This window comes from Curtobacterium sp. MCLR17_043 (assembly GCF_003224215.1).
GTDB classification, from domain to species: domain Bacteria; phylum Actinomycetota; class Actinomycetes; order Actinomycetales; family Microbacteriaceae; genus Curtobacterium; species Curtobacterium flaccumfaciens.
This window is the reverse complement of record NZ_QKLH01000004.1, coordinates 55,660-80,105: the sequence shown is the minus strand read 5'-3', so window position 1 is coordinate 80,105 and position 24,446 is coordinate 55,660. Positions and strand designations below refer to the sequence as shown.

The 24,446-nt window shown below is 74.4% G+C and carries 23 protein-coding genes; 8 read left to right on the top strand and 15 right to left on the bottom strand.

All coding sequences use genetic code 11. The features are described 5' to 3' along the window. Window positions 1-6: 6 nt before the first annotated feature. The 3 genes from DEJ03_RS05145 to DEJ03_RS05135 are packed head-to-tail and all read right to left on the bottom strand — an operon-like array spanning window position 7 to window position 3,889. Window positions 7-891 carry a glycosyltransferase family 2 protein gene (locus tag DEJ03_RS05145; RefSeq protein WP_110863764.1) on the bottom strand — a complete coding sequence of 295 codons (885 nt, stop codon included), beginning with the start codon at window positions 889-891 and terminating at the stop codon, window positions 7-9. Then, a complete protein-coding gene (rfaE2, locus tag DEJ03_RS05140; protein ID WP_110863763.1) occupies window positions 888-2,381 on the bottom strand; it encodes a D-glycero-beta-D-manno-heptose 1-phosphate adenylyltransferase in 1,494 nt (497 codons plus the stop codon). The genes DEJ03_RS05145 and rfaE2 overlap by 4 nt, the downstream gene beginning before the upstream one ends. Next, a complete protein-coding gene (locus DEJ03_RS05135) occupies window positions 2,378-3,889 on the bottom strand; it encodes an aldehyde dehydrogenase (RefSeq protein ID WP_110863762.1) in 1,512 nt (503 codons plus the stop codon). The genes rfaE2 and DEJ03_RS05135 overlap by 4 nt, the downstream gene beginning before the upstream one ends. Before the next feature lie 134 nt (window positions 3,890-4,023). Between DEJ03_RS05135 and DEJ03_RS05130 the strand changes: the two genes are divergently transcribed. Next, entirely contained in the window at window positions 4,024-5,112 is a 1,089-nt protein-coding gene (locus DEJ03_RS05130; RefSeq protein ID WP_110863761.1) for a glycosyltransferase family 9 protein, read from the top strand. A gap of 1,063 nt (window positions 5,113-6,175) precedes the next feature. Here the strand turns inward: DEJ03_RS05130 and DEJ03_RS05125 are convergent. The 7 genes from DEJ03_RS05125 to DEJ03_RS05095 all read right to left on the bottom strand — a co-directional run bounded on the left by DEJ03_RS05125 (window position 6,176) and on the right by DEJ03_RS05095 (window position 13,040). Then, on the bottom strand, window positions 6,176-6,880 hold the full coding sequence (locus tag DEJ03_RS05125; RefSeq protein ID WP_027465581.1) for an SDR family oxidoreductase: 705 nt from the start codon (window positions 6,878-6,880) through the stop codon (window positions 6,176-6,178). Between the two features lie 62 nt (window positions 6,881-6,942). Further along, window positions 6,943-8,376 (bottom strand): PfkB family carbohydrate kinase, encoded by a 1,434-nt coding sequence (locus DEJ03_RS05120; RefSeq protein WP_258370553.1) that lies wholly within the window; start codon window positions 8,374-8,376, stop codon window positions 6,943-6,945. Then, on the bottom strand, window positions 8,373-8,996 hold the full coding sequence (locus tag DEJ03_RS05115; RefSeq protein WP_110863760.1) for an SIS domain-containing protein: 624 nt from the start codon (window positions 8,994-8,996) through the stop codon (window positions 8,373-8,375). The genes DEJ03_RS05120 and DEJ03_RS05115 overlap by 4 nt, the downstream gene beginning before the upstream one ends. Then, window positions 8,993-10,321: a glycosyltransferase gene (locus tag DEJ03_RS05110; RefSeq protein ID WP_110863759.1), complete on the bottom strand. Its 1,329-nt coding sequence runs from the start codon at window positions 10,319-10,321 to the stop codon at window positions 8,993-8,995. Before DEJ03_RS05110 ends, DEJ03_RS05115 begins: the two co-directional genes overlap by 4 nt. Continuing rightward, on the bottom strand, window positions 10,318-11,319 hold the full coding sequence (locus DEJ03_RS05105; protein ID WP_110863758.1) for a glycosyltransferase: 1,002 nt from the start codon (window positions 11,317-11,319) through the stop codon (window positions 10,318-10,320). Before DEJ03_RS05105 ends, DEJ03_RS05110 begins: the two co-directional genes overlap by 4 nt. Before the next feature lie 87 nt (window positions 11,320-11,406). After that, complete coding sequence (locus DEJ03_RS05100) at window positions 11,407-12,486, bottom strand: glycosyltransferase family 9 protein (protein ID WP_110863757.1); 1,080 nt, start codon at window positions 12,484-12,486, stop codon at window positions 11,407-11,409. Further along, window positions 12,483-13,040 (bottom strand): HAD-IIIA family hydrolase, encoded by a 558-nt coding sequence (locus DEJ03_RS05095; RefSeq protein ID WP_110863756.1) that lies wholly within the window; start codon window positions 13,038-13,040, stop codon window positions 12,483-12,485. The genes DEJ03_RS05100 and DEJ03_RS05095 overlap by 4 nt, the downstream gene beginning before the upstream one ends. Before the next feature lie 100 nt (window positions 13,041-13,140). Between DEJ03_RS05095 and DEJ03_RS05090 the strand changes: the two genes are divergently transcribed. The 3 genes from DEJ03_RS05090 (at window position 13,141) to DEJ03_RS05080 (ending at window position 15,673) form a co-directional block, all read left to right on the top strand. Beyond that, window positions 13,141-14,124, top strand: a complete 984-nt coding sequence (locus DEJ03_RS05090; protein ID WP_110863755.1) for a glycosyltransferase family 9 protein — start codon at window positions 13,141-13,143, stop codon at window positions 14,122-14,124. Window positions 14,125-14,174: 50 nt separating this feature from the next. Beyond that, window positions 14,175-14,531: a PRC-barrel domain-containing protein gene (locus tag DEJ03_RS05085; protein ID WP_027465587.1), complete on the top strand. Its 357-nt coding sequence runs from the start codon at window positions 14,175-14,177 to the stop codon at window positions 14,529-14,531. A 161-nt stretch (window positions 14,532-14,692) separates the two neighbouring features. Further along, window positions 14,693-15,673, top strand: coding sequence for an SGNH/GDSL hydrolase family protein (locus DEJ03_RS05080; RefSeq protein WP_146237655.1), 981 nt, complete (start codon window positions 14,693-14,695; stop codon window positions 15,671-15,673). Here DEJ03_RS05080 and DEJ03_RS05075 read toward each other — a convergent pair. Next, a complete protein-coding gene (locus tag DEJ03_RS05075) occupies window positions 15,630-16,499 on the bottom strand; it encodes a universal stress protein (RefSeq protein ID WP_110863753.1) in 870 nt (289 codons plus the stop codon). The genes DEJ03_RS05080 and DEJ03_RS05075 overlap by 44 nt on opposite strands. A 176-nt stretch (window positions 16,500-16,675) precedes the next feature. On the opposite strand from DEJ03_RS05075, the gene DEJ03_RS05070 reads away from it, so the two are divergent. Together DEJ03_RS05070 and DEJ03_RS05065 are read left to right on the top strand one after the other, a co-directional pair. Continuing rightward, entirely contained in the window at window positions 16,676-17,155 is a 480-nt protein-coding gene (locus DEJ03_RS05070) for an NUDIX domain-containing protein (protein WP_110863752.1), read from the top strand. Window positions 17,156-17,363: 208 nt separating this feature from the next. After that, window positions 17,364-19,445, top strand: a complete 2,082-nt coding sequence (locus tag DEJ03_RS05065) for a collagen binding domain-containing protein (protein WP_110863751.1) — start codon at window positions 17,364-17,366, stop codon at window positions 19,443-19,445. A 482-nt stretch (window positions 19,446-19,927) separates the two neighbouring features. Here the strand turns inward: DEJ03_RS05065 and DEJ03_RS05060 are convergent, their stop codons facing one another. Further along, window positions 19,928-21,289: an MFS transporter gene (locus tag DEJ03_RS05060; RefSeq protein WP_110863750.1), complete on the bottom strand. Its 1,362-nt coding sequence runs from the start codon at window positions 21,287-21,289 to the stop codon at window positions 19,928-19,930. A gap of 229 nt (window positions 21,290-21,518) precedes the next feature. Further along, the gene (locus tag DEJ03_RS05055; protein WP_146237654.1) at window positions 21,519-22,124 is read right to left on the bottom strand and encodes a hypothetical protein; all 606 of its coding nucleotides are present in this window, start codon (window positions 22,122-22,124) and stop codon (window positions 21,519-21,521) included. A 402-nt stretch (window positions 22,125-22,526) separates the two neighbouring features. Here DEJ03_RS05055 and DEJ03_RS05050 point away from each other — a divergent pair, with 402 nt between their 5' ends. Further along, window positions 22,527-22,742 (top strand): hypothetical protein, encoded by a 216-nt coding sequence (locus DEJ03_RS05050; protein WP_027465592.1) that lies wholly within the window; start codon window positions 22,527-22,529, stop codon window positions 22,740-22,742. Here the strand turns inward: DEJ03_RS05050 and DEJ03_RS05045 are convergent. Beyond that, a complete protein-coding gene (locus DEJ03_RS05045; RefSeq protein WP_110863748.1) occupies window positions 22,739-23,476 on the bottom strand; it encodes a membrane protein insertase YidC in 738 nt (245 codons plus the stop codon). The two genes, DEJ03_RS05050 and DEJ03_RS05045, sit on opposite strands and share 4 nt — an antisense overlap. Before the next feature lie 61 nt (window positions 23,477-23,537). Then, window positions 23,538-23,831 (bottom strand): hypothetical protein, encoded by a 294-nt coding sequence (locus tag DEJ03_RS05040; protein ID WP_110863747.1) that lies wholly within the window; start codon window positions 23,829-23,831, stop codon window positions 23,538-23,540. A 66-nt stretch (window positions 23,832-23,897) separates the two neighbouring features. On the opposite strand from DEJ03_RS05040, the gene ybaK reads away from it, so the two are divergent. Next, the gene (gene ybaK, locus DEJ03_RS05035; RefSeq protein ID WP_071244681.1) at window positions 23,898-24,383 is read left to right on the top strand and encodes a Cys-tRNA(Pro) deacylase; all 486 of its coding nucleotides are present in this window, start codon (window positions 23,898-23,900) and stop codon (window positions 24,381-24,383) included. Window positions 24,384-24,446 lie beyond the last annotated feature (63 nt).

The window sequence follows — 24,446 nt, the reverse complement described above, 5'->3', positions numbered from 1 at the left end:
CACCCCCTACCGCGGTATGACGTTCCCGTCCGCGAAGACCACGTCGGGTGCGTCCACACGGCGGTCGACGACGGTGGTCGGGGCCTCCAGGTGCACGGCACCCGAGGGCATGATGCCCGCACCGCCGAACCGTTCCATCACCCGCCACTGCGCGACGACGTCCTCGCCGGCGTGCTCGGGCGGCAGGGTGTCCCAGAACCGGAAGCCCCCGACCTCCTCGAGCGCACGACGGTCGTACAGCGCGCAGGCACCGACCCACGCGACGCGGTAGGGCACCCACTCGCCGGGGTGCAGGTCGAGGCCGGCGGCGACGTGCGTCGGGTTCGCGGCGTTGTGCAGCGACCAACGGTCGAAGCCGGGGGTGCCGCGGCGCACCACCTCGGGCACGACGGGGCCGTCCCACCGTTCGAACACCGAGGTCTCGTGGGGGCGTCGGTCCTGCAGGTACGACAGGCCCTGCACGGCGCTGCCGACGAACCCGCAGCCCAGGGTGCGCAGCGCGTCGAGCATCCGCGCGATCGACCCCGGCTCGAGCCAGACGTCGTCGTCGAGGAACAGCACCGCGGCGGCCTCGGCGTGGTCGAGCAGGAACTGCCGGTGCTCTGCCAGGCCACGCCGTTCCGGGTGGGTGAGGAGCGTGACGGGCCGGCCCTGCGCCTCCAGGACGCGGAGCATCGCGGCGACCGCCGGCGCGCTGGCGGCGTCTCCGTCCGCGGACTGGTCGCTCAGCACGACGCGCAGGTCGACCTCGGTCTGGGCGGCGAGGCCCGCGAGCGTCGTGGCGAGCTCGGCCGGCCTGCCGACGGTCGGGATGAGCACGTCGACGTCGACCGTGCTCGTGTCCGCTGGATCGGGGGCCTTCGCCCAGGACCCGGACCAGCGGGCGGTCACGGTGCCGGGTCCGGTTCGGGCCGCGCAGCGGCTTCGCGGATCCGGCGCACGACGGCGCTGGTGGAGTGCTCGGGCACGTAGTCGACCATGACGACCTCGCCGCCGTAGCCGCGCACGACCTCGGTCTCGGTCAGCATCTCGGGGGAGTAGTCCCCGCCCTTGACGTAGACCTCGGGGCGCAGCCGTTCGATGAGCGGGATGGGGGTGTCCGTCGCGAACACCGTCACCAGGTCGACGCAGGCCAGCGCGGCGAGCACGCCGGCGCGGTCCTCGGCCGGGTTGATCGGCCGCTCCGGGCCCTTCAGCCGGCGCACCGAGTCGTCGTCGTTCAGCGCGACGACGAGCAGGTCGCCCAGGTCACGGGCCTGGCGCAGGTACGTGGTGTGCCCACGGTGCACGACGTCGAAGCAGCCGTTCGTGAAGACCACGCGTCGGCCGGCCTGCCGTGCGGCCTCAACCGCGGTGGCGAGCTCGTCGTGGTCGACGACGGTCGCCGCCGGCGCGGTCACCGAGTCGAGCAGGGCCGCGGCGGTGCAGACGGACGTGCCGGCCTCGCGGACCACGACGTCGGCTGCGGCCTGCGCGACGGCGACGGCGTCGCGCAGGGGTGCCTGCACGGCGAGGGCGACGGTCGCGGCGGCGCAGAAGGTGTCACCGGCGCCGGAGGCCTGCTGCTCCGAGGCGGGCGTCGCACGCGTGCGGAACCCCTGGTCGGAGCCGGGCTCGAGGAGCACCGTGCCGTCGCGGTCGAGCGTGACCACCGCGGCACGGGCACCGCTGCGGGCGAGCACGTCGGCGCGGGCCGCGACGACGGTGCCGACGCGGTCGGCACCGGTGCCGAGCTCCGTGCCGAGCAGTGCGGCGGTCTCACCGGCGTTCGGCGTGACGAGGTCGGGGTGCAGCGCGGCCCAGCGGGTCAGGTCGTGCGCGTCGACCACGACGGCGCCGGGGCGGTCACGGTCGAGCATCGGCACGACGTCCTCGGCGCGGACGCCCAGGCCGTAGTCGCACACGACGGCGGCATCGGCGCACCTGATGGCACGGGCCACCGAGCGGGCGAGGCGTTCGCCGTGCTCGGCGGTCGGGGTCGCGGCCAGCTCGTCGACCCGGACCACGACGCGGTCACCGCCGACCACGCGCGACTTGGTCGTGGTGCGGGCGCCGGGGATCTCGACCAGGAACGACGTGTCGACGCCGGCCGCCTCGAGCCGCTGGCGCAGGACGTCACCGGCCTCGTCGTCACCGATGAGCCCCACCATGCGGACCCGGGCGCCGAGGGCGCGGGCGTTCACGGCCGTGTTCGCCGCGCCGCCCGGCACCGCGATGGTCTCGGTGACGCGGACGACGGGGGCCGGGGCCTCGCGGGAGACCCGCTCGGCCTCGCCGACGGTCCAGCGGTCGAGGATGCAGTCACCGATGACGACGACGAGGGGTTCGCGGTCGTCGATCGTGGCGACGAGGTCACGGACCAGGCGGACGTCGGCGGTCATCGGGTGCCTCCCACGGTGTCGGCGCTGCCGGCGGTGGCGCCTGCTGCGGCTGCGGGGCCGGTGGCGGTGCTGCTGGTGGCTGCGGTGCTGCCGGCTGCTGCGGTCGACGGCTCGGCGGTGCGGCGCGGCGGTGCGGCCTCGAGGTGCACCACGGTCGTGGTCGTCATCTCGTCGAGCAGGTGCGGGCCGTACCCGAACCCGGCGCCCGAGGCACCGCGGGGCTGGGCGCTGCCGCCCGGAGCGCCACCGAACACGGCGTTCACCTTGACGGTGCCGACAGGCAGTTCGGCCGCGGCACGGAGCGCGTGCGCGGTGTCGTTCGTGAGCACCGTGGCCGCGAGGCCGTAGCGGTCGGCCGCGGCGAGCCGGAGTCCCTCCGCGAAGTCCGACACGATGCGCACCGGGGCGATCGGGCCGAAGGTCTCCTCGGTCAGCACGAGCATGTCGTCCGTGCAGTCGGTCAGGACGGTCGCCGGGTAGAAGGATCCGAGCCCGCCGGGCGTGACGCCACCGGTCCGGACCGAGGCGCCGCGGGCGATCGCGTCGTCGACGTGGTGCTGCACGAGCTCGCGCAGCCGGTCGTCCACGAGCGGCCCGAACTCGGCGGCGGGTGCGGCCGTGCGGCGCTCCGCCTCGGCGACGAGCGCGGCGACGAAGGGCTCGGCGACGTCCTCGTGCACGTACACCCGCTCGACGCTGGTGCAGATCTGGCCGGTGTTCGCGAAGGCGCCGAGTGCGACCTGTGCGGCTGCCCACTCCGGGTCGACGTCGGCGTCGACGACGACCGGGTCGTTCCCACCGTTCTCGCGGATGACGTGGGCGCGGGTGGTCGCGGCCACCTCGCTCAGGCGGTCACCGGTCGCGGTCGACCCGACGTGCGCGTAGACGTCGATGCCCTCCTGCGCCAGGAGCTGCTCGCCGGTGGTCGCGTCGCCGTCGACACCGATGAGCACGCCGTCCGGCAGGACCTCGGCGAGCAGCGCGTTGAGGCGGGCGAAGGTCGCCGGGCAGCGTTCGCTGCCCTTGTGCACCACGGTGTTGCCCGTGACGATGGCTGCGCCGAGGATCCCGCACGCCACGGCCACCGGGTCGTTCCACGGCGTCAGGGCGAGCACCACACCGCGCGGGTGCGGCACCGACCAGTCGGCGGCACCGAACTGCCCGCGCAGGGCCTCACCGCGGTGCACCGGCCCGAGCTCGGCGTACTGCACGAGCGTGCCGATCCCGGCCTCGACCCCACCGAGTGCGTCGCCGGGCACCTTGCCGGTCTCGCGGGTGTTCAGGTCCGCCAGCTCCTGCGCGTGGGCACGGAGGTGCTCGGCCGCGGCGTGCAGCAGGGCACCGCGCTCGGCCGGCGCGGTCCGGGCCCAGGCACCGGCAGCGGCACGGGAGCGAGCGACGGCGTTGCGGACGTCGTCCTCGGTCGAGCGTCGCACGGTGGACGCGATCGATCCGTTCACGGGGTCGGTCACCACGAGGTCGTCGGCGGCGGGGGGTGCGATCGTCATGGGGTCCTTCCGGAGGCGGGCGGGGCCTCACACGGTGCTCGTGCTCCGCTGTGTGCGGTCACGGCATCGCGCTTCTCGTCCATCCGGGCGCGCTGCTGGGCGTCCGGACGGGTCCGACCGGTAGACGTGGAGCTGTGCAACAGATCGGTGTGGGCGGAGAACGGTTCGACGGTGTCAGCGAGATCGCGGTGCTCCGCGGCGGGGGACTGGGCGACCTGATGTTCGCCCTGCCGGCGGTCGAGGCCCTGGCCGCCGCGTACCCCGGGGCCCGGATCACGCTGCTCGGGGCGCCGTCCGCGCGGCCGGTGCTCGAGGGCCGGAGCGAGGCCGTGCACGCCTTCGAGGAGCTCCCCGTCGTGCCCGGGGTCCGGGACTCCGGCGAGGGCGCACCGACCGAGCAGGACTTCTTCGAGCGGCTGCACGGGCGCTTCGACCTCGCGGTGCAGCTGCACGGCGGCGGCCGGAACTCGAACCCGTTCCTGCTCCGGCTCGGTGCCCGTCACACCGTGGGCACCGCCACCGAGGACGCCGAGGTCCTGGAGCGCTGGGTCCGATACGTCTACTACCAGCACGAGGTCGTCCGGGCGCTCGAGGTGGCCTCGCTCGCCGGCGCCGAACCGGTCACCCTCGACCCCCGGCTGCACGTCCCCGAGGCCACGCGGGCCGGGGTCCGGCAGCGCCTCGGGGTCCGGGGACGACTCGTCGCGATCCACCCCGGGGCCACCGACCCGCGTCGCCGCTGGAGCCCCTCGCGCTTCGCCGAGGTCGCCCGTGCCCGGCTCGCCGCCGGGGACGACGTGGTGCTCGTGGGTGACGACTCGGACGTGCCGGCGTCGTCCGCCATCGTCGCGTCGCTGTCGCCCGAGCTCCGGGAGCGCGTGCACGACCGCACCGGGTCACTGCCGCTGCGCGAACTCCCCGACGTCCTCGCCGCCGCCGACGTCATGGTCGGCGACGACTCCGGCCCCCGGCACCTCGCCGTCGCCGTGGGCACCCCGACCGTCGGGGTGTTCTGGTTCGGCAACGTGATCAACGCCGGGCCGTTCGACCGTGGTCGGCACCGCGTGCACCTGTCCTTCGTGACGCAGTGCCCGGTGTGCGGCACTGACGTCACCCAGGTCGGGTGGACCGCCGAGCGGTGCGAGCACGACCCGTCCTACGTGGACCAGGTCGAGCCGGAGGCCGTGCTCACCGACGTCGAGGACCTGCTCCGCACGACCTGACGAGCCTCGCACCGTGCGAGCTCCGGTCTCGTGCCCACGCCGTCACCCCGTGCGCGGTTGCCCGCTGCGTGCGGCGCTGCAAGCGCGCACCCAGCCGCCAACGCTGCACCAGGCAACGCGCCGCGCACCGTGCACGGAACGCGACCGGACGCCGGACGGGAGGCCCGCTGCCAGCCCGCAACGCGCCTCCCGGCCGCACCGTGCGCACGCCGTCACCCCGTGCGCGGTTGCCCGCTGCGTGCGGCGCTGCAAGCGCCAACCCAGCCGTCAACGCTGCACCAGGCGACGCACCGCGCACCGTGCAGGGAACGCGACCAGACGCCGGACGGGAGGCCCGCTGCCAGCCCGCAACGCGCCTCCCGGCCGCACCGTGCGCGCGCCGTCACCCCGTGCGCGGTTGCCCGCTGCGTGCGGCGCTGCAAGCGCACACCCAGCCGTCAACGCTGCACCAGGCGACGCACCGCGCACCGTGCACGGGAACGCGACCGGACGCCGGACGGGAGGCCCGCTGCCAGCCCGCAACGCGCCTCCCGGCCGCACCGTGCGCACGCTGTCGCCCCGTGCGCGGTGCACCGCTGCGTGCGGCGCTGGAAGCGCGCACCCAGCCGTCAACGCTGCACCAGGCGACGCACCGCGCACCGTGCACGGAACGCGACCGGACGCCGGACGGGAGGCCCGCTGCCAGCCCGCAACGCGCCTCCCGGCCGCACCGTGCGCACGCTGTCGCCCCGTGCGCGGTGCACCGCTGCGTGCGGCGCTGGAAGCGCGCACCCAGCCGTCAACGCTGCACCAGGCGACGCACCGCGCACCGTGCACGGAACGCGACCGGACGCCGGACGGGAGGCCCGCTGCCAGCCCGCAACGCGCCTCCCGGCCGCACCGTGCGCACGCTGTCGCCCCGTGCGCGGTTGCCCGCTGCGTGCGGCGCTGCAAGCGCGCACCCAGCCGTCAACGCTGCACCAGGCGACGCACCGCGCACCGTGCACGGGACCCACCACACGCGGACACACGGGAGGCGCGGTGCCAGCCGGCACCGCGCCTCCCGTGCGTCAGCGGCGAGCGGCTACGGCCAGCTCGGCTCCGTCGCCGGCATGATCGACAGCTCGCGGATCTCGCAGCCGGCCGGCTGCGACAGCGCGAAGATGATCGAGTTCGCGACGTACTCCGGCTCGATGAGCTGCGCGTCCGGGCCCGGCTTGTACTGCTCGGTCCGGTCGGCGAAGAAGTTCGTGCGCATCCCGGCGGGGATGATGTTGGTCACGCCGATGCGACCGGCGGTCTCGGCGGCCAGTGCCTGCGAGAACCCGCGGACACCGAACTTCGACGCCGAGTACGCGGTGCCGTCGCCGACGCCGCGCAGGGCGAGCGATGACGAGATCGTGACGACGCGGCCGTGCGTGGCCTCGAGGGCGGGCAGGGCGGCGCGCACGGTCGAGGCGGTGCCGATCAGGTTGACGCCGACGATCTGCTCCCACTTGCCGGACGAGATCGCGTCGATCGGGGCGGGGGTGTCGATGCCCGCGGCGGTGACGACGGCGTCGAGGCCACCGTGCCGCTCGGCGGCGTCACGGACCGCCTGCTCGACGGCGTCGGTGTCCGAGACGTCCACGGCGACGGCGTCGACGCCCTCGGGGACGGCGTCGATCCGCAGGTCGAGGACGATCGGGGTGCCGCCGGCCTCGGTGACGGCGGCGACGACGGCGGCGCCGAGTCCGGAGGCGCCGCCGGTGACGAGGACGCGGCCGATGGGGGTGGTGGGGACGGGCATGGATGTCCTTTGCGTAGTGGAGCGGGAAGTGGTCGAGCGGGTGTGGGACGGCGAGCCGACGCTCAGCCGACGCGTTCGATCGCGGCGGCGAGCCGGGTGGTCGAGCGGCCCGGGTGGAACGGCACGGTGACGACGCGGCCACCCCACTCGGCGAGGGTCGCCGTCTCGGGCAGTTCGCTCGCGGTGTAGTCGCCGCCCTTCGCCCAGACGTCCGGGCGGAAGCGGCGCAGGGCCTCGTCGGGGGTGGACTCGTCGAACACCACGACGGCGTCGACGCAGTCGAGTGCCAGGAGCAGCTCGACCCGGTCGTCCTGGGTCATGATCGGCCGGTCCGGGCCCTTCAGAGCGCGGACCGACGAGTCCGAGTTGAGGCACACGACCAGGCAGTCGCCGAGCGCACGGGCGGCCGACAGGGTGCGGGCGTGCCCGGCGTGCAGCAGGTCGAAGCAGCCTCCGGTCGCGACGACGGTGCCGCCGGCGCTCCGGACGTCGTGCACCAGGCGCATGGCGTCCCGGTCGGCCCCGGGCACGGCGAGCGGCGCGGGACCGTCGTCGGCGAAGAGCGCGGTGACGCCACCGGCGGCCAGGTACTCGGACGCGGCGACCACCCCGGCGGAGACGGCGTCGGGGACGTCCGCCCCGGACGCCAGCGCGACGGCGACGCCCGCGGCGAGCCGGTCGCCGGCACCGCAGGGGTCCCCGGCGCTGACGGACGGAGCCGGCACGAAGCGGCTGTCGCCCTGGGCGTCGGCGAGCAGCGCACCGCGGTCACCCATCGTCACCGCGACGGCACCGGCCTGCCACTGCTCGACGAGCCGGGCGGCGGCGACGGTCGCGAAGGGCACACCGTGTCCCTCGACGTCGGTGAAGCGTCGTGCCTCGGCCGCGTTCGGGGTGGCGACGGTGGTGCCGGGGACGGGGGCGGCGCCCTTAGGGTGCGGGTCCCAGACCACCGGCAGGTGCTCGGCCGCACGGGTGAGGGCGTCACGGAGTGCCGGGGCAGCGGCGACCCCGCGGCCGTAGTCGGCGACGACGATCGCGTCGACGCCGTCGAGGGCTGCGGTCATCGCGTCGGTGGCCTCGGGCACGGGCGGGGTCGCGCAGCCCTCGTCGATCCGGACGAGGGCGTGGTCGACGACGCGCACGCGGGTCTTCACGGGGGTGGGGACTCCGGATGGTCCGGCGACGATCGTGACGTCGGGGAGCAGGTCGCGGATCTCCTGGGCACGGCCGTCGTCGCTCAGGACGGTGACCAGGGTGACGTCGTGGCCGTCGCGGGCGAGCATGGTCGCGACGAGCCCGGCACCACCGGCACGGCGGTCGTCGGTGGCGACGTCCACCACGGGGACGGGGGCGTCGGGGCTCAGGCGCTCGCTCGTGCCGGACACGTCGACGTCGAGCAGGGTGTCCCCGACGACGGCGATGCGGAAGCGCGGTCCGGCGGCCCGGCCACCGGCGGCACCGGAACGCGGTGCGACTGCAGCGAGCCCGCTCATCGACGGCCCCCGCGACGCAGCGTCGGCTCCATGGCCTTGCAGAGCGCGTGCACCAGGACGAGCTGCGCCTCCTGCACGTTGGCGGACGGCCCCTCGATGCAGATCGCGTCGTCGACCAGGTCGGCGAGCGGGTTCGGTCCGGAGCCGGTCAGCGCGAGGGAGCGGGCGCCCACGGCACGTGCGGCCTCGGCGGCCCGCAGCAGGTTCGGGCTCTTGCCGCTCGTCGACAGCAGCACGAGGACGTCGCCGGCCCGGGCGTGCGCCGACACCTGCCGCGCGAACACCTGGTCGTAGCCGTAGTCGTTCCCGATGGCGGTCACGGCAGAGGTCTCGGCGTGCAGCGAGATGGCCGAGTACGCCGGTCGGTCGCCCTCGAAGCGGCCGGTGAGCTCGGACGTCAGGTGCTGCGCCTCGGCAGCCGAGCCGCCGTTGCCCGCGGCGAGCAGCCGACGCCCGGCGACGAGCCGCCCGGCGATGTCGTCCGCCCACTCGGCGATGTGGTCCCGGTGGTCGACGAGGGAGGCGATCACGGGGACCGACGCGGCGACGTGGTCGACGACGACGCGGGCGCTGTCGGTGACGGCGCGGTCCTCGATCCCGGTCTGCTGGTCGATGGTCATCGTGCGGTCCTCTCCGTCGACTGCGCGGCTCGGGTGACCCGGCCGGCGTGGGTGGTGCGCGAGCGGCCGGCGGCGGGCCCGGTTGTGCTGGCGGACGAGGTCGCGCCGGCGAGCAGGCGTTCGTAGACGCGTTCGCTGTCGGCCGCGACCTTCTGCCACGTGTAGCGGGACTCGGCGCGCTGTCGACCGGCTCGGCCGTACGCCTCGCGGCGCTCCGGGTCGTCGAGCAGTGCGCCGACGGCCTCGGCGACCGCGGTCTCGTCGCGCGGCGGCACGTGCAGGCCGGTGGCGTCCTCGACGACGGTGTCGATGAGCCCGCCGACGCTCGACGCGACCACCGGGCGGCCGCAGGCCATCGCCTCGAGCGGCACGATGCCGAACGGCTCGTACCAGGGGGCGCAGACGACGACGTCGGCGCTGCGGTAGACGGCGGGCATGTCGTGCTGCCCGAGCTGCCCGCGGAACGTCACATGGTCGCGCACGCCGAGCGACCGGGCGAGTGCGTCGAGGCGCTGGTACTCGGGGTCGTCCACCAGGTCGGCTCCGGCGACACCGGCACCGCCCACGACGACGAGCTCGACGTCACGGCCCTGTTCGACCAGTGCTGCGAGCGAGGCGATGGTCGTGCCGACGCCCTTCCGCTGCACGAGTCGTGAGGCGGTGAGCACCCGGAGCGGACGGTCGCGCTGCTCGACGGGGCCGTCCGGACGGAAGAGCGACACGTCGACGCCGCACGGCACCACGGAGATGCGGTGCAGCGGGACGCCGAGGGCCTTGAGCTCGAACGCCTCGTCCGAGCAGGTCGCGACGACCTGGTCGACGCTCCGGCCGACGGCGGGTTCGACCCACTCGCGCTCGGCCGGGCTGGTGTCCGCGGCACCCTGGTGCCGGCGCTTCACGACACCCAGGGCGTGGAAGGTCTGCACCACCGGGATCCGCACCCCACCGGTCCGGGCCTGCACCTGCGTCACCGCGTCGAGGGCGGCGTGGCCCGACATCCAGAAGTGCGCGTGCACCACGTCGGGACGGTCGAGGAACCACTCGGCGGCGAGCACCGACGCGAACGTCCCCATGAACGGGAACAGTTCGTCCTTCGGCACGGCACGCGCGGGGCCGGCGTCGACGTGCACGACGTCCACACCGGGGCGCAGGGGCACGCGGACGGGCTGCGACGCGTCGTCGCGCCGCGTGTAGACGGTCACGTGGTGGCCGCGGTCGGCCAGTGCACCGGACAGTTCGGCGACGTGGACGTTCTGCCCACCGGCGTCGACCCCGCCGAGCACGGCGAGCGGACTCGCGTGCTCGGACACCATGGCGATCTTCATCGCAGGCTCCCTTCGAGCGCGGCTCCCGCCGCACGGTTCCGTCGCGCACCGCGCGCGACGGCGTCGTCGAGCAGGTCGTCCCAGTCGGCCAGGAACCGACCGAGCGCGTGCCGTGCGAGCACGGCCTCACGCGCCACGAGCCCCCGTCGGCGCGACTCGTCCGGGTCCTCCAGCAGCAGCCTGGAGGCCCGCACCAGCTCCTCGACGTCGGTCGCGATCGCCCCGGCCTCACCCGGGACCGTGCGGGCCGCGTCCGTCGTCGCGAGCACCAGGACCGGCATGGCCATGTGCATCGACTCGATGAGCGACAGGCCGAGCGAGGTCCAGCGGTTCGGGTGCACGTAGGCCCGCCGTTGGGCCAGCGCCGCGTGCATGGGGTCGGCCTTGACATCGCCCTGCGCGACCACGCGGTCGCCGAAGCCGAGCTCCGGCAGGCGTTCGGTACCGATGCCCCAGACGTCGACCGGGGCGACCTCGGCGAAGCGGGGGAGCAGGTCGGTGCCGACGACACGGTTGCGCCGGACGGGTTCGTTGATGACGACGCCGAGGCGCTCGAGCGCACCGGTGTACAGCGGGCCGGGGTCGACGACGCCGTGCTCGACGACGGTGGTCCGGGTGGTGCCGCAGTCCCACATCAGGGCGTTCCAGTGCGTCACGTGCGCGATCGTCAGGTCGTCGCGGTCGCGCATCGGGTGCAGGCTGTTCGGCACGTCGACCCGGGGCGCGTTGTGCTCCACGAAGACGATCGGGACGTCACGGTCGCCGAGCAGACGTCGGGCTTCCTCGAGCTCCTCGGTGCGCTGCAGGACGACCACGTCGACCTCGGCCTCGGCGACGTCGGCCGGGTCGATCTCGATCGCGGAGTCCGGCCAGGCGCGCCCGCCGCGACCGAGTCCCCAGGCGTCGCGCGCCGGGGTGGTCGGGATGAGGTACTCGTGCTGGCCGCGGACGAAGGCGTCCATCCAGCCGCCGTGCACGTGCCACACGAGGATCCGCATGCAGGGCCTTCCGGTCGGTGTCGATGGGGTCGCTCCCCACCGCTGCCGGAGCAGCAGGAGAAGGAGCAGGAGAAGCAGTGGCGCACGCTACGCAGCGCCTTCTGGGCCGCCCCGCAGACTTCTCCGATCAGTCCGCGAAACGCGGTCGAGGAGCCGCTCGTGGGCCTCCAGGACGTCCGCGATGCGCACTCCGGACAGGCACGGGTGGCCGGGGACCGGGCACTCGCGAGCGCGGCTGAGCCGGCACGGTGCGTCCTGGTCGCCGAGCAGTTCGACGAGCGGGGCGTACGGCGCCCACTTCACGGCGGGGACGACCGGCGAGAACAGACTCACGATGGGCGCCCCGACGGCCGCGGCGAGGTGGGCCGGACCGGTGTTCCCGACGACGACGACCTCGGCGCCGGCGAGGACGGCCGCGAGTTCGGCGGGGCTGGTGCGGCCGCCGAGGTCGATGCCGGTGTCACCCGCCACGGCGGCGGTCAGCGCGCGTTCGCCGGGGGAGCCGGTGACGACGACGGGGACGCCGCGCTCGGCGTAGGCGGCGACGAGCGCACGGTGGTGGGACTCCGGCCACGACCGTGCCGGGACGCTGGCTCCGGGGTGGACGACCACGTAGCGGTCGAGGCCGGCCACGGGCGGGGGCGGGACGGCGTCGTGGCGCACCGCGAGCCTCCCGTCGTCGTCCGGCGGCAGCCGGAACCCGGCCGCCTCGGCGATCCGCAGCGCGCGCTCGGGCTCGGGGAGGTCCTCGGGCAGGTCCTCGCCGGGGCGCAGCCGCACGTCGAGCAGCGACCCGGGGTGGTCGACCGAGGCCCCGGAGACCCGGGGGACCCCGGCCAGGCGCAGGAGCAGCGCGAGGGGCAGGGGCGACTGGTGGAAGGACGTCAGGACGACGGCCTCGTCGGGCTGTTCCTCGGCGACCAGCGCGCGGAACTCGGCGAGCAGGGCGTCGTCGATCGGGCGTGCGGTCTCGGTGACCCACGGTGCCGCCCACACCCGCACCCGGTCGATGCCGGGCAGCAGGTCGGCGGCCGGCGCCCCCTGCGGTCCGCACAGCATCGTCACGTGCGCGGCACCGGCGGCGACCGCGCGCACCGCGGGGCCGGCGACCAGGACGTCGCCGAACGAGTCGAGCCGGGCGACGAGGACGCGCCGACCGGCGTTCACGCCCGGTCCGCCACGCTGCCGACGTGCTCGAGCACCAGGGTGACGGCCTCGTCCAGGTCCGCGGCGACGGTGTCGGCCTCGTCGATCTCCTGGGCGCGGGTGCGCGGGGTGGGCACGAGGATCCCCTGCGCGCCGGCGTTCCGGGCAGCCTGCACGTCGGCGCCGATGTCTCCGACGACGACGATCGACTCCGGCGGGATGCCGAGCCGCTCGGCGGCGTCGAGGACCATCCCGGGCCGGGGCTTCCGACAGGCACAGTCGTCACCGGCGTCGTGCGGGCAGACGCACCACACGTCGAACGGGCCGACGAGCTCGTCGACCCTGGCGTTGGTGGCGTCGACCTCTTCGCGCGTGGCCATGCCCTTCGCGATCACCGACTGGTTCGTGACGACGCCGAGCTGCAACCCGGCGGCACGCGCCCGGTCGACGGCGCGGCGGGCACCGGGGACCGGGACGACCAGGTGCGGGTCGGCGTTGTACGGGACGTCCACCACGAGGGTGTCGTCGCGGTCGAGGAGCAGGCCGCGGATGACGCGGTCCGGTGCGAGGGCCATGCTCCGTGACTACCGGTCCACGGCCGGGGACCGCCCCAGGAAGAGCCGCGGAGCGCGGTCCCGGCAGGACCGTCAGCGTGTCGGGTCTACCGTCGCGGCGGTGACCGCCCTCGAGAAGCTGCCCGAACCCGACGGACGCCCGGAACTGCTCGTCCTCCGTGCCATCAAGCTCGGCGACCTGCTCGTCGCCGTCCCCGCACTGCACGCGCTCCGCCGCGCGTTCCCCGACCACCGCATCACCCTGGCCACCACGGCGTGGTTGTCGCCGGTCGTCGAACTCGTGCCGGCGGTGGACGTCCACCTGGCCCAGCACGGTCTCGACCACCCGATCGCGGTGCCGCACGGTGCCGTCGACATCGCCGTCAACCTGCACGGCGCCGGCCCGGAGTCCTCGGACCTCGTCGCCGCGCTCGCCCCGCGCCGGGTCATCGGGCACGCCGACCCGACCCACGACTACGAGGGCCCGGAGTGGCCGGACGACGTGCACGAGCGCGACCGCTGGGCGGACCTGCTCACGTGGCACGGCATCCAGGCGGACGCCACCGAGGTGCACATCGACCGCCCCGCCGAGCCGCCGGTGGTCGCCGACGCGGCCGTCGTGCACGTGGGCGCCTTCCACGGTGCGCGGCACTGGCCGACGGACCGCTTCGCCGACGTGGTGCGCGGGCTCCGGGCGCGCGGTGCCGACGTGGTCCTGACAGGAGGCTCGGACGACGTCGTGCGCGCCCGTGCCGTCGCCGACGCGGCCGGCCTGGCGCCGGAGGCGGTCCTGGCCGGCACCCTGGACCTGCAGGCCTTCGCCGCGGTGATCGCCGCGGCGCGGCTCGTCGTCACGGTGGACACCGGCGCTGCGCACCTGGCGTCCGCGTACGGGGTGCCGTCGGTCGTGCTGTTCGGCCCGGCCCCGCCCGAGGCGTGGGGCCCGCCGTCGACCGGTCCGCACATCGTGCTCACCGACGCCTCGGTCCGTCGCGGCGACGTCTTCGCCGAGGACCCGGATCCGGCGATCCTGGCCGTGACCGCGGACGACGTGCTCGGCGCGGTGGACCGGCTCCGGGTGACCGCTCAGGCGGCCGGGCGGTAGCGTCGACCGAGAGCCACCCGGACCTGCCGGACGCTCGGAGGGAGTCCTTCGTGTTCGAAGCCGCGAACATCCGTGACTGGATCGGTCTGCCGGTCGTCGACGAGGCCGACGACAAGGTCGGCACGCTCGAGAGCATCTACTACGACACCGCCACGTCCGAGCCGGCGTTCGGTGCCCTGACCACCGGCATGGTCGGGTTCCAGAAGCTCGTCTTCGTCCCGCTGTTCGGCGCCACCGTCGCCCCGAAGCACCTGCGCGTGACGTTCCCGAAGAAGCTCGTCAAGGACGCCCCGTCGATCTCGACCGACGGGGAGCTCGACGCCGCGACCGAGCCCGAGCTGTTCCAGCACTACGGGCTGGAGTACCGCACCGGCAGCGGTGGCGAACGCCGACTCGGACGCCGCTGAGCCCGTCCCGCCCCACCGACCGACCCCACCCGACCGACCGATCCGCCGCACCCGCCCGGAGGCCGCAACTGCTCCGCACCGCCCGTACGACGCTGCTCGCCGCCCTGGCGGCGGTCGCCGTCGTCGGGCTGGTGGTGGCCGGTGTCGCGACACCGGGGCCGGTGGAACCCGCGTCGGCCGCGCCGATGTGGCCCGTCCCGCAGCCCTACCCGGTGCCGGACGACCCGACCGAATCGCTCGCCGACCTCCCGCCCGGCAGCGAGTACGTCGCCCTCGGTGACTCGTACTCCGCCGGCTACGGACTCGGCGACCGGACGCGGCTGCCCACGAGCGCGTGCGTGCAGTCGGCCCGTGACTACCCGCACCGGCTCGCGGCGCGGTTCGGCCTCGACCTGACCGACGTCACGTGCGCGGGCGCCACCAGCGAGGACGTCATGACCGGACACCAGTTCACGGGCGTCCCACCCCAGATCGAGTCGCTGTCGTCGCGCACCCGGCTCGTGACCCTGACGATCGGCGGCAACGACGCGGACCTGTTCGGCACCGCCGCGTCGTGCCTGGCGATCTCGGCCGACGGCCCGGTGTTCTCCGGACGCGACGCGCCGTCGTGCGAGAGCACGCTCGTGCAGGACGGTGAGGACCAGCTCAGCGTGAAGATCCAGTCGCGGGTCGCGCTCGGGATCGCCGACACCCTCGCAGCGGTGCAACGGGCCGCGCCGAACGCCGTCGTCGTGTTCCTCGGGTACCCGGCGATCTTCCCGGACGCCGAGCACACCCCGGCGAAGGGCTGCTTCCGCTCGGCGCTCGACCTCGGCACGCTCGCGGGGTCGTTCCCCTCGGACACCTTCCCGTTCACCGACGACGACGTGGCGTACCTGCACGGTGTGCAGGAGGAGCTCGACGCCGTGTCCGCATCCGCCGCCGACGCCGCCGGGGTGCGGTTCGTCGACGTCCTCGAACGCACCGAGTCCCACTCGGCCTGCGCCCCGGCGGACGAGCGCTACGTCGCCGGCGTCAGCCTGACCGGCTCGAGCGACCTGCGACGCATCGACCTCAAGGCCGGCGCCCTGCACCCGAACGGCCGCGGTGTCGCGTACCTCACCGACCAGATGGCCGACGCGATCCGGGAACTCGCCGGCTGACCCGTCCGGACCCCGCGCTGTCCGTGTGCGCCGCCGGAGGGACGACGCACACCGGTGCCGCCGTCTCACGGACCACGTCGTGGAGGAGTGCGCCGGACAGCACCCGCACGTGTCCCCGTCCGAGCACCACGAGCGACGCCCGCCGGGTGCGCGAGGCGATGGCGTGCCCCGGGTGTCCCTCGACGAGCAGCGGCCGGATCCGCACCGCCGGGAACCGCGCGGTCAGGTCCTCGGTGACCCGCTGCAGCAGTTCGGCGTTCCGGGCGCGCCACCGCAGGGGATCCTCGGCGAAGTCGGTGAGTCCGGTCCGGGTGAGCACGGGCATCTCCCACGCCCGGAGCAGCGTCAGTCGTCGGTGCAGCCGGACGGCCTCTGCGACGGCGATCGAGACGGCCCGTTCGTCGATGGGTTCCTCGACGGCCAGCACCACGTCGCCGTCGATCGGGTGCGGGCCCTCGGGGACGATCACGGTCGGCACGGCCGCGCGGACCGCGACCCGCGCCGGGTCGCCGCCGGCGGTCGAACCCCGTCGGCTCCGGAAGGTCCCGATCACCAGCAGATCGCCGCTTTCGGACTCCTCGACCAGAGCGGTGGCGAACGGTCCGGCGTGCCGGTGCACCTCGACGGTGACTCCGGGCAGGGCGGCACGAGCGGCCTCGGCCAGGCGGTCGGCGACCGGTCGGGGGCCCTCGATCGCCGGGTCGGCACCGATGATCCGGATCCGCTCGATCCCGCTGTCCGCGCGGGCGGCGATCCACCGCAGCGCCTCGTCGTGCGGCATCGCGGCGTCCGCGGCCAGCGTCACCGTCGTCCATCGTTCGTCCATCCCGATCGGCCTCCTCCATCGCAGGTCCTCCGGGGGCGTCACACGGCGCTCCGTGCGCCACACGGTACTCCCGGCGCGGACGTGGGGAACCGGCGGTGGAACCGGGCACGTCGGGTGGTGCGCGGCGCGTGTGTGGTGATCCGGGCCTCCCGGCCGGGTCTGCGTAGTCTCGGGACGTGGTCGTGAGCGCCGGACTGTTGCTGCACCGGACCGGTCCGTCCGGGCCCGAGGTCTTCCTCGCGCACATGGGCGGGCCGTTCTGGCGGAACCGGCCGCGTGCCTGGTCGATCCCGAAGGGGCTGGTCGAGGCGGGCGAGGAGCCGCTCGGCACCGCGCTGCGCGAGTTCGCCGAGGAGATCGGCGTGCCCGCACCGGTGACCGCCGCGGACCTGACCGACCTGGGGGAGTTCCGGCAGGCGTCGGGCAAGCGCGTGCGGGTCTTCGCGGCACGGGCGTCGGGATTCTCGGTCGACACCGTGCGGAGCAACACCGTGCGGCTCGAGCTGCCGCGCGGGTCGGGGCGGTTCGTGGAGGTGCCCGAGGTGGACGACGCACGGTGGGTCGGCCTCGACGAGGCGCGGGAGCTGGTGGTGGCCGGCCAGGTCGCGGCGCTCGACGCCCTGGTGGCGCTGGGCTGCGGTGCTGGCGGTTCCTGACGCGCCGTTCGGTTTGGTCGCGTGGTCACGAACTGTCGTCCGGCGGCCCTCCAGCCGACACTTCTCGGCCACCCGGCGACCGGCACGCGGCAGGTCGTGACCACTCGGCGGGACCTTCTTGCTCGTGTCGTGCCCCGGACACGAGCCTCGCCCGCTGGATAGTCTGAGGGGGTGTCGGGTTCTCCGGCGCCACAGCAGGGGAGTACACATGCAGCGCTGGCGCGCGGTCACGGCTGGGCTGACGGCCCTGGCGCTCGGAGCAGGACTCGCGATCGGCGGCGCGACGAGTGCGTCGGCGGAGCCGGTCGGCAACTGGGGGACCTTCACCCTCAGCGGAGCGAGCCGGGCCTACACCGGCACGATGACGCTCGCCGGGTTCCCCGAGACGACCTTCACGTCGGACTCCCGGCAGTCGACCGTCGTCAGCGGGGCATCGACCTGGCAGTCGGCGTCGACCCCGTCGGGCGCGGTCTACGGGACCAGCCGCGGCAAGACCTACATGAACCAGCGGCCGAACGTCGACTCGCCCACGACCGGCGCCTCGACGACCACCTACACGTTCGCCGAGCCGACGCCGGGTGCCCAGAGCTGGTCGTTCGTGCTCGGCGACGTCGACGCGGACCGGGCGACCATCTCGGCCACGGTCTCCGGGGGTGGCGCCGCGACCGCGGAGCAGCTCGGCTACGTGAGCTCCTACAACTCGTGCTCGGCCGCCGTCGCCGGAGGGCCGTCGTGCACCGCCGACCCCGACGGCACGACCGGGCAGGACCGGCCCACCTGGGACCCGGCCACCCGGACCCTGACGGGCAACACCGGCGCGGTCGACACCGCCGGTGCCACGGCGTGGTTCACGCCGACCGTGTCGCTCACCAGCCTGACGATCACGTACCAGCAGCGCAGCGGGTTCCCGGTGTACCAGACCTGGTTCGCCAACCGCACCGCCGCGATCACCGGCACGGCGACCCTCGACGGAGCGCCGATCCCCGGGGCGATCGTCCGCGTCACCGCTCCGCGCGGCACCGTCTACACGACGACCACCAACCCCGACGGCACCTACGCGTTCCCGCAGCTGCCGGTGATTGCGAACTACCGCGTCGAGATCACCCCGCCGAACGGTGCCGAGGGCCCTGACCAGCCCACGAGGGTCTCCCTCGCCCAGGCAGGCTCACCGGGCGGTGTGGACCAGCAGGCCGACTTCGCGTTCACGTCGCCGGAGGACACCGTGTCGGTCATCGGCACCGTGGTCGACGAGGACGGCCGACCGGTCTCGAACCTCGAGGTCGTCATCACCGATCCGGACTCCGGGGACGTCCTCGTCGACACGACGACGAACAGCGACGGCGTCTACACCGGCTCGGACCTGCCGGCGGACACCGAGCTCGACGTGTCCGTCGCCGACGAGCCACCCGTGACCATCACGACCGGCGACGTCGACGCGGCACCCGCGGTCCCCGACGAGATCGACGCCCCGGCCGCCGTCGTCGCGACGGTCGCGGGTGTGGTCTCGCTCGACGGTGCACCCGTGCCCGCCGGCGCAGTGGTCGAGCTCGTCGACGGCACGGGCATCGTGGTCGCATCGACGGAGACCGATGCCGACGGTCGCTACGTCTTCGCCACCGCGGCGGGCACGTACACCGTCCGGACCGAACGACCGGCGCCGGGGGCGACCGGGGCGACCTCGAACACCGGTGTGACGGCCGTCGCCGGCGAGCGTGCTTCGTCTGACCTGCCGTTCGCCTCCGCAGCCCCCGCAGCCGAGGTCACGACCGACCAGCCCGGCACGGTCACCGACACGAACGGCGAACCCGTTCCGGACGTCGAGGTCGTCGCGACTCCGACGGACCCGCAGTCCGGCGATCCCGTGTCGGTCGTCACGGACGACGACGGTGCGTTCGACCTGACCGGCCTGGAGCCCACGACGGAGTACGCCGTCTCGGTCGACGTCGAGGGGGCCGAGACGGCGACCGTCGTCACCCCGGAGTCCGGGGCCGCGACGCCGCTGGCGTTCGTGGTGCGGGCCGCGGCGGGTCCGGCGCCTGCTCCTGCTCCGTCGCCGTCGCCGAGTGGCTCTGCTTCGGCGGCTCCGACCAGCCCTGCTGCCGGCTCGGGCTCTGGCTCCGCGCCGGTCTCGGGCCAGGGCGACGCGGGGGACGGTGGACCGTTGGCGTACACGGGGGCGGACCTCGGGCCGGGGCTCATCGCCGCCGGGGTGCTCGTGCTGCTCGGTGCGGCGCTGCTGACCTACCGCGCGGTGCGCAACCGCCGCCGCACGGACCACCTGCAGGACTGACCGGGCTGCGGGCGCGGTGGCGGCGGTCGCGGTCGCGGTCGCACAACACGCCGCCCGCGTCCGCCGAGGGGTCACGAACCGTCGCCCGCCGACCCGTCAGGCGACAGATCGTGCGACGCCGACGCCACGCCAACGGCATGTCGTGACCACTCGGCGCCGGGCCGCACGCCCCCGCCGCGGTCGCACAACACGCCGCCCGCGTTCGCCGAGGGGTCACGAACTGTCGCCCGCCGACCCCGCAGACGACAGATCGTGCGACGCCGACGCCACGCCAACGGCATGTCGTGACCACTCGGGGGCCGGGCACCGCGCGCGTCCGCCGCAAGCGCACAACGCGCCGCCGCGGGGACGCCGAGGGGTCAGAAACCGTCGCCCGCCGACCTGTCAGACGACAGTTCGTGCGACCCCGACGCCACGCCAACGGCATGTCGCGACCACTCGGCGAACGCACCCGCGCCCGCGGCCCGGGCACCGCACCGCCTCTACCGCGTCCGCGGCCGCCGCACCGAACCCGTGACGACACCGATCGACCCCGTGACCGTCTGGATCGCCCGCCCGACGACCGGCACCGACGTGGTGACGACCGCGAGCGACGACGTGATGGCCTCGATGGACGAGGTGGACAGGTGCTCCTGCGCGTGCGAGTGCACCGGGAACCCGCGGCGCGCCAGCACGACGACCCCGAGCGCCCCGACCAGCACCGCGGCACCGGCGAACGGCAGGTACTGCAGCCCGACGATCCCGAGGGCCTGCCCGCCGAACGCCGCACCACCGGCGATGCCGATGTTCGACGCCCCGTTGACCAGCGCGCCCGCGATGTCGGGGGAGACGCCTCCGGCACGGATCGCCGCGGCCATGAAGAGCGTGCCGGTCGTGCCGTTCGCGGCCATCCAGATGCCCGCGACGACCATCGTCCCCATCAGGGAGCCGTGCACGAACGGCATCGTCGCGAAGGCCACGACCATCACGGCGACCGAGGCGATCAGCGTCTGCCGGGGCGCACGGTCGACGAACATGCCGGCGAGCCAGAGCCCGACGACACCGGTGCCACCGAGCACGAGCAGTGCCCCGCTGACCATGCCGGCGTCGAGCCCGGCGTCGATCGCGTACGGCCCGATGTAGGTGTAGACGACGTAGTGCCCGCCGAACAGGAGCATGTCGGCGATCACGACGGACAGCAGTCCGGTGCGCGCCCAGGCCTTCGGCGACCCGGTGTGCGGCGACGAGGCACCGCGGACGGCGGGGAGGAACAGCAGGGCGACGACCGCGAGTGCCGCTGCGGCGACACCGACGGAGAACACGGCCTGGCGCCAGCCGATGTGCTGCGCCACCCAGGTCGCGACGGGCACACCGAGCACGAACCCGAGCGAGCTGCCCGAGTACACGAACGCGATCGCGCGCCCGGCCAGCCGCGGTGGCACGATCCGGGTGGCGTACGCCGAGGCGACCGAGAAGAACAGTGCGTGCGCGATGCCGCCGACGACGCGTCCGGCGCAGACCACGGCGAACGACGGCGCGAGCGCGACCATCAGGTTCGACACGGTGTAGCCGACGAGCGTGGCGACGAGCACGGTCTTGCGGGGCAGCTTCGCGGTGAACGCGGTGAGCGGCAGCGCGAGGAGCGCGACGGCCGCGGCGTACACGGTGATGACGATGCCCATGGTGGCCTCGGTCACTCCGAGGTCGGCGCTCATCGTGCCGAGCAGCCCGACGGGCATGAGCTCGGTGGTGATGGCGAAGAACGTGGCCAGTCCGAGCACGGCGATGCCGACGATGGACTGGCTGGTGACGGTGATCGGCCGCGTGTGGGTCGACACGGCCGAGGTGGTGGTGTTGGTGGACACGCTGCTGACCTCCTCCGAGGCACGGTGGAGCGCGCGACGATGCCGTTCGTTCTGACGGCGGTGACCGGGAGGGTCTGCGGGGCGCGCTCGCTGGCGGATGTGGATGATGTGGGTACGACTCCACGACGAGTGCGCTCATCCAGTGTTGCACGATGGAACGACTCTCGCGAGGGCATCCAGCAAATACATCGGAGCGCTCCAACGGAACACTCAGGTACTGATCGCCCGCTCAGTACTCGTTCGTCACCCGGCCCTGGACCCCGCCGCCGCGCAGCTCGATCGTCAACGTGCCGCTCCTGGACTGCGCCGACATGGACACCGATCCGTGCAGCGCCGCCTGCCGCGGGAAACACGCCGTCGATGACTCGATGCGGTCCGCCGTCGCCACCAGGCAGATCGTCGACCGGTCGGTCCCGATGCCGGCCCAGACGTTCCAGGGCGTCTCGGCGGTCCCGCCGTCGAGCGCCCGGTTCGTGAAGACCAGTCGCGTCGTGTGGAGACTCACCGGCGCAGCGACCGGCCCCGGCAGCTGGTCGGCGTACGTCTGCGGGACGTCGAGCAGCTGTTCGAGCGTGATCGTCCCCGCTGTCGGCGTGACGCTCGGCGCTGCGACGACGTCCGGTCGCGCGGTCCCGACGAGCGTCCCGGCGGCGAACGCGACGCCCACCGCCGCGGCCGCGCCGCCCGCGATCCAGGCGCGTGGCCGCTCCGTCCACAACCACCGCCGCCACCGGGTCCGTCCGGTCGGCTCGGCCTGGAGGCCCGGCTCGTCCCCGCCGACGCCCCGCGCGTCGTCGACGTGGTCGCCCCCACCGCCGTCGGTCACCTCCGACACGTCGGCTCCAGCAGGCACGGCAGCCACGCCGGCGGGCGAGGACACGGGACCGGGCGCGGGCACCTGCGTGGGTACGGACGCGTGCCCTGGACCCGACCCCGTCGCGGACGGGACGGACGTGCGGACCGGATCCGGGCCTCCCGGCAGGGAATCCCGCGCCGTCGCGACCGCACGCGCGCGGGGTCGCCGTCCGCGTTCCAGGTCCTGCAGGGCGATCCGGGCGCGCGCCGCGTCCGCCGGGCTCGATCCTGCTCCCCAGGCGACGGCCTCGAGCCGTGCCCGTTCCGCTGCCACGTCGTCGTGGGCCATGCGCACTCCCGCTCTGCCGGTCGCGTGGACAGGTCCATCGTGGCACCGCCGAGCCGTGCGCGCGCACCCAGAACGAGGGAGTAGGCGTGGTGCATGAGCACCGACCCCATGCCGCAGCACGACGCCGACGCCGAGACCCTCGAGCCGCTGAGCCACGACACCCAGTCCGGCGAGGCCGACTACGTCGCGACCAGCCCCGGCGGTGCCGGCACGGAACGCCACGTGCCGACCGCCGACGAGGAGCAGGGCCGCGGCACCGAGTACGACCCGGTCGACCAGGGACCGCAGCAGGAGGGCCAGGGCGGCTAGCGGACCACCCGTCGCAGCACGGCGCGTTCGCCGGAGGTCCAGGCCGCACTCGTCACGACGTAGAGCGCGGCGGCGAGCGGTGCGATCGCCGCGAAGACGACCGTGACGAACGGCACGTACCGACCCACGGCGGCGGTCGCGGCGGCGCCGGGGACGCCCGGCTCCGGTGCCGGCACCGGGTTCCAGTGGGCGTTCGACCGGCGGCTGAGCTCGACGACGACCGCGAGCACCGCCAGCAGGACCAGCACCACCCAGGCGTGCACCCACAGCGGCGACGTCAGGGTGACGACGAGCGAGTGGCCGAGTGGAACCCCGACGAGCGTCGCCTCCAGCAGGGCGTTCGCGGTGCCGCCGATCGAGGCGTGCGTGAACAGGGCGTAGACGAGCGACACGACGGGTGCCTGCGCCAGGACGGGCAGGCAGCCGGCCAGCGGCGAGACCTTCTCGTCGGTGTACAGCTGCTGCATCGCCCGCTGCAGGCGCTGGGTGTCGCGGCCGTACCGCTTCCGCAGCGCCGCGAGCTGTGGTGCGAGGCGCCGGCGGTCCCGCTCCGCCCGCACCTGCAGCACGGACAGCGGGACGAGCACCAGGCGGACGGCCAGGGTGAGGAGCACGACGGCGATCGCCGCGGCGAACGAGCCGGCGACGGGGGAGAGCGCCGCGGTGAGGGCGGTGACGAGGTCCGCGCCGCCGTGCAGCAGCGGGCCGACGAGGGGCAGGGTGGACAGGTCCATGACGGTTCCGATCGGTGGTGGGTCAGCGGGGTGCGCGAGCGGCCCGGCCACCGGTCGGTGGTCAGGCCGGGGTCGCGACCCCCGGTGCCCGTGAGCGGACGTGGCCGTCCGCGTCGGGGTGGCTCCACCCGATCCGGGTGACCAGGTCGGGTACCGCCGACCGGTCCGACACGGACGCCGATCCGACCCCGAGGACGGCTGCCAGCACCGCGACGAGCAGCCGGGCGACGACGACGGTCACGGCGACCGCGGTCAGCCCGAGTGCCGCGACGGCCAGCAGGGGCAGCACCCCGGCGGCCGGGTCGCCGAGCACCAGCGCGGCGGTGGCGCGGAGCAGCAGCAGGACGGCGGTCATGGTCCGTTCAGCGTAACGCCCGCGTGCCGTCGAGGACCGGAAGGTGCGGCGGGGGAGGATCACGGCATGACCGCAGGTTCGCCGAGCACCCCAGCGACCGTCGCGCTCGAGGCGGCCGGGGTCCCGTACACGCCGCACGTGTACGAGCACCACGAGAGCGCCACCAACTTCGGAGAAGAGGCGGCCGCCGCCCTCGGGCTGCGCGAGGAGCAGGTCTTCAAGACCCTCGTCGTCTCCGTCGACGGCACCCTCGCCGTCGCGATCGTGCCGGTGGCGAACCGGCTCGACCTCAAGGCGATCGCCGCCGCGGTCGGCGGCAAGAAGGCGACGCTGGCCGATCCCGCCCTCGCCGAGAAGCGCACGGGCTACGTGGTCGGCGGGATCAGCCCGGTCGGCCAGAAGACCCGGCTCCGCACCGTGCTCGACGAGTCGGCGCTGTCGTACGCGAGCATCTTCGTGTCCGGCGGACGTCGCGGCTTCGACGTCGAGGTGGCACCGACCGACCTCGCACGGATCACCGAGGCGGTCGCCGCACCCATCGCGCGGACCTGAGTCGAGTCGCCGCAAGTTTTTTCGGCACCCGGGAATGACCCGGACCCTCCTGCGTTGCATTGA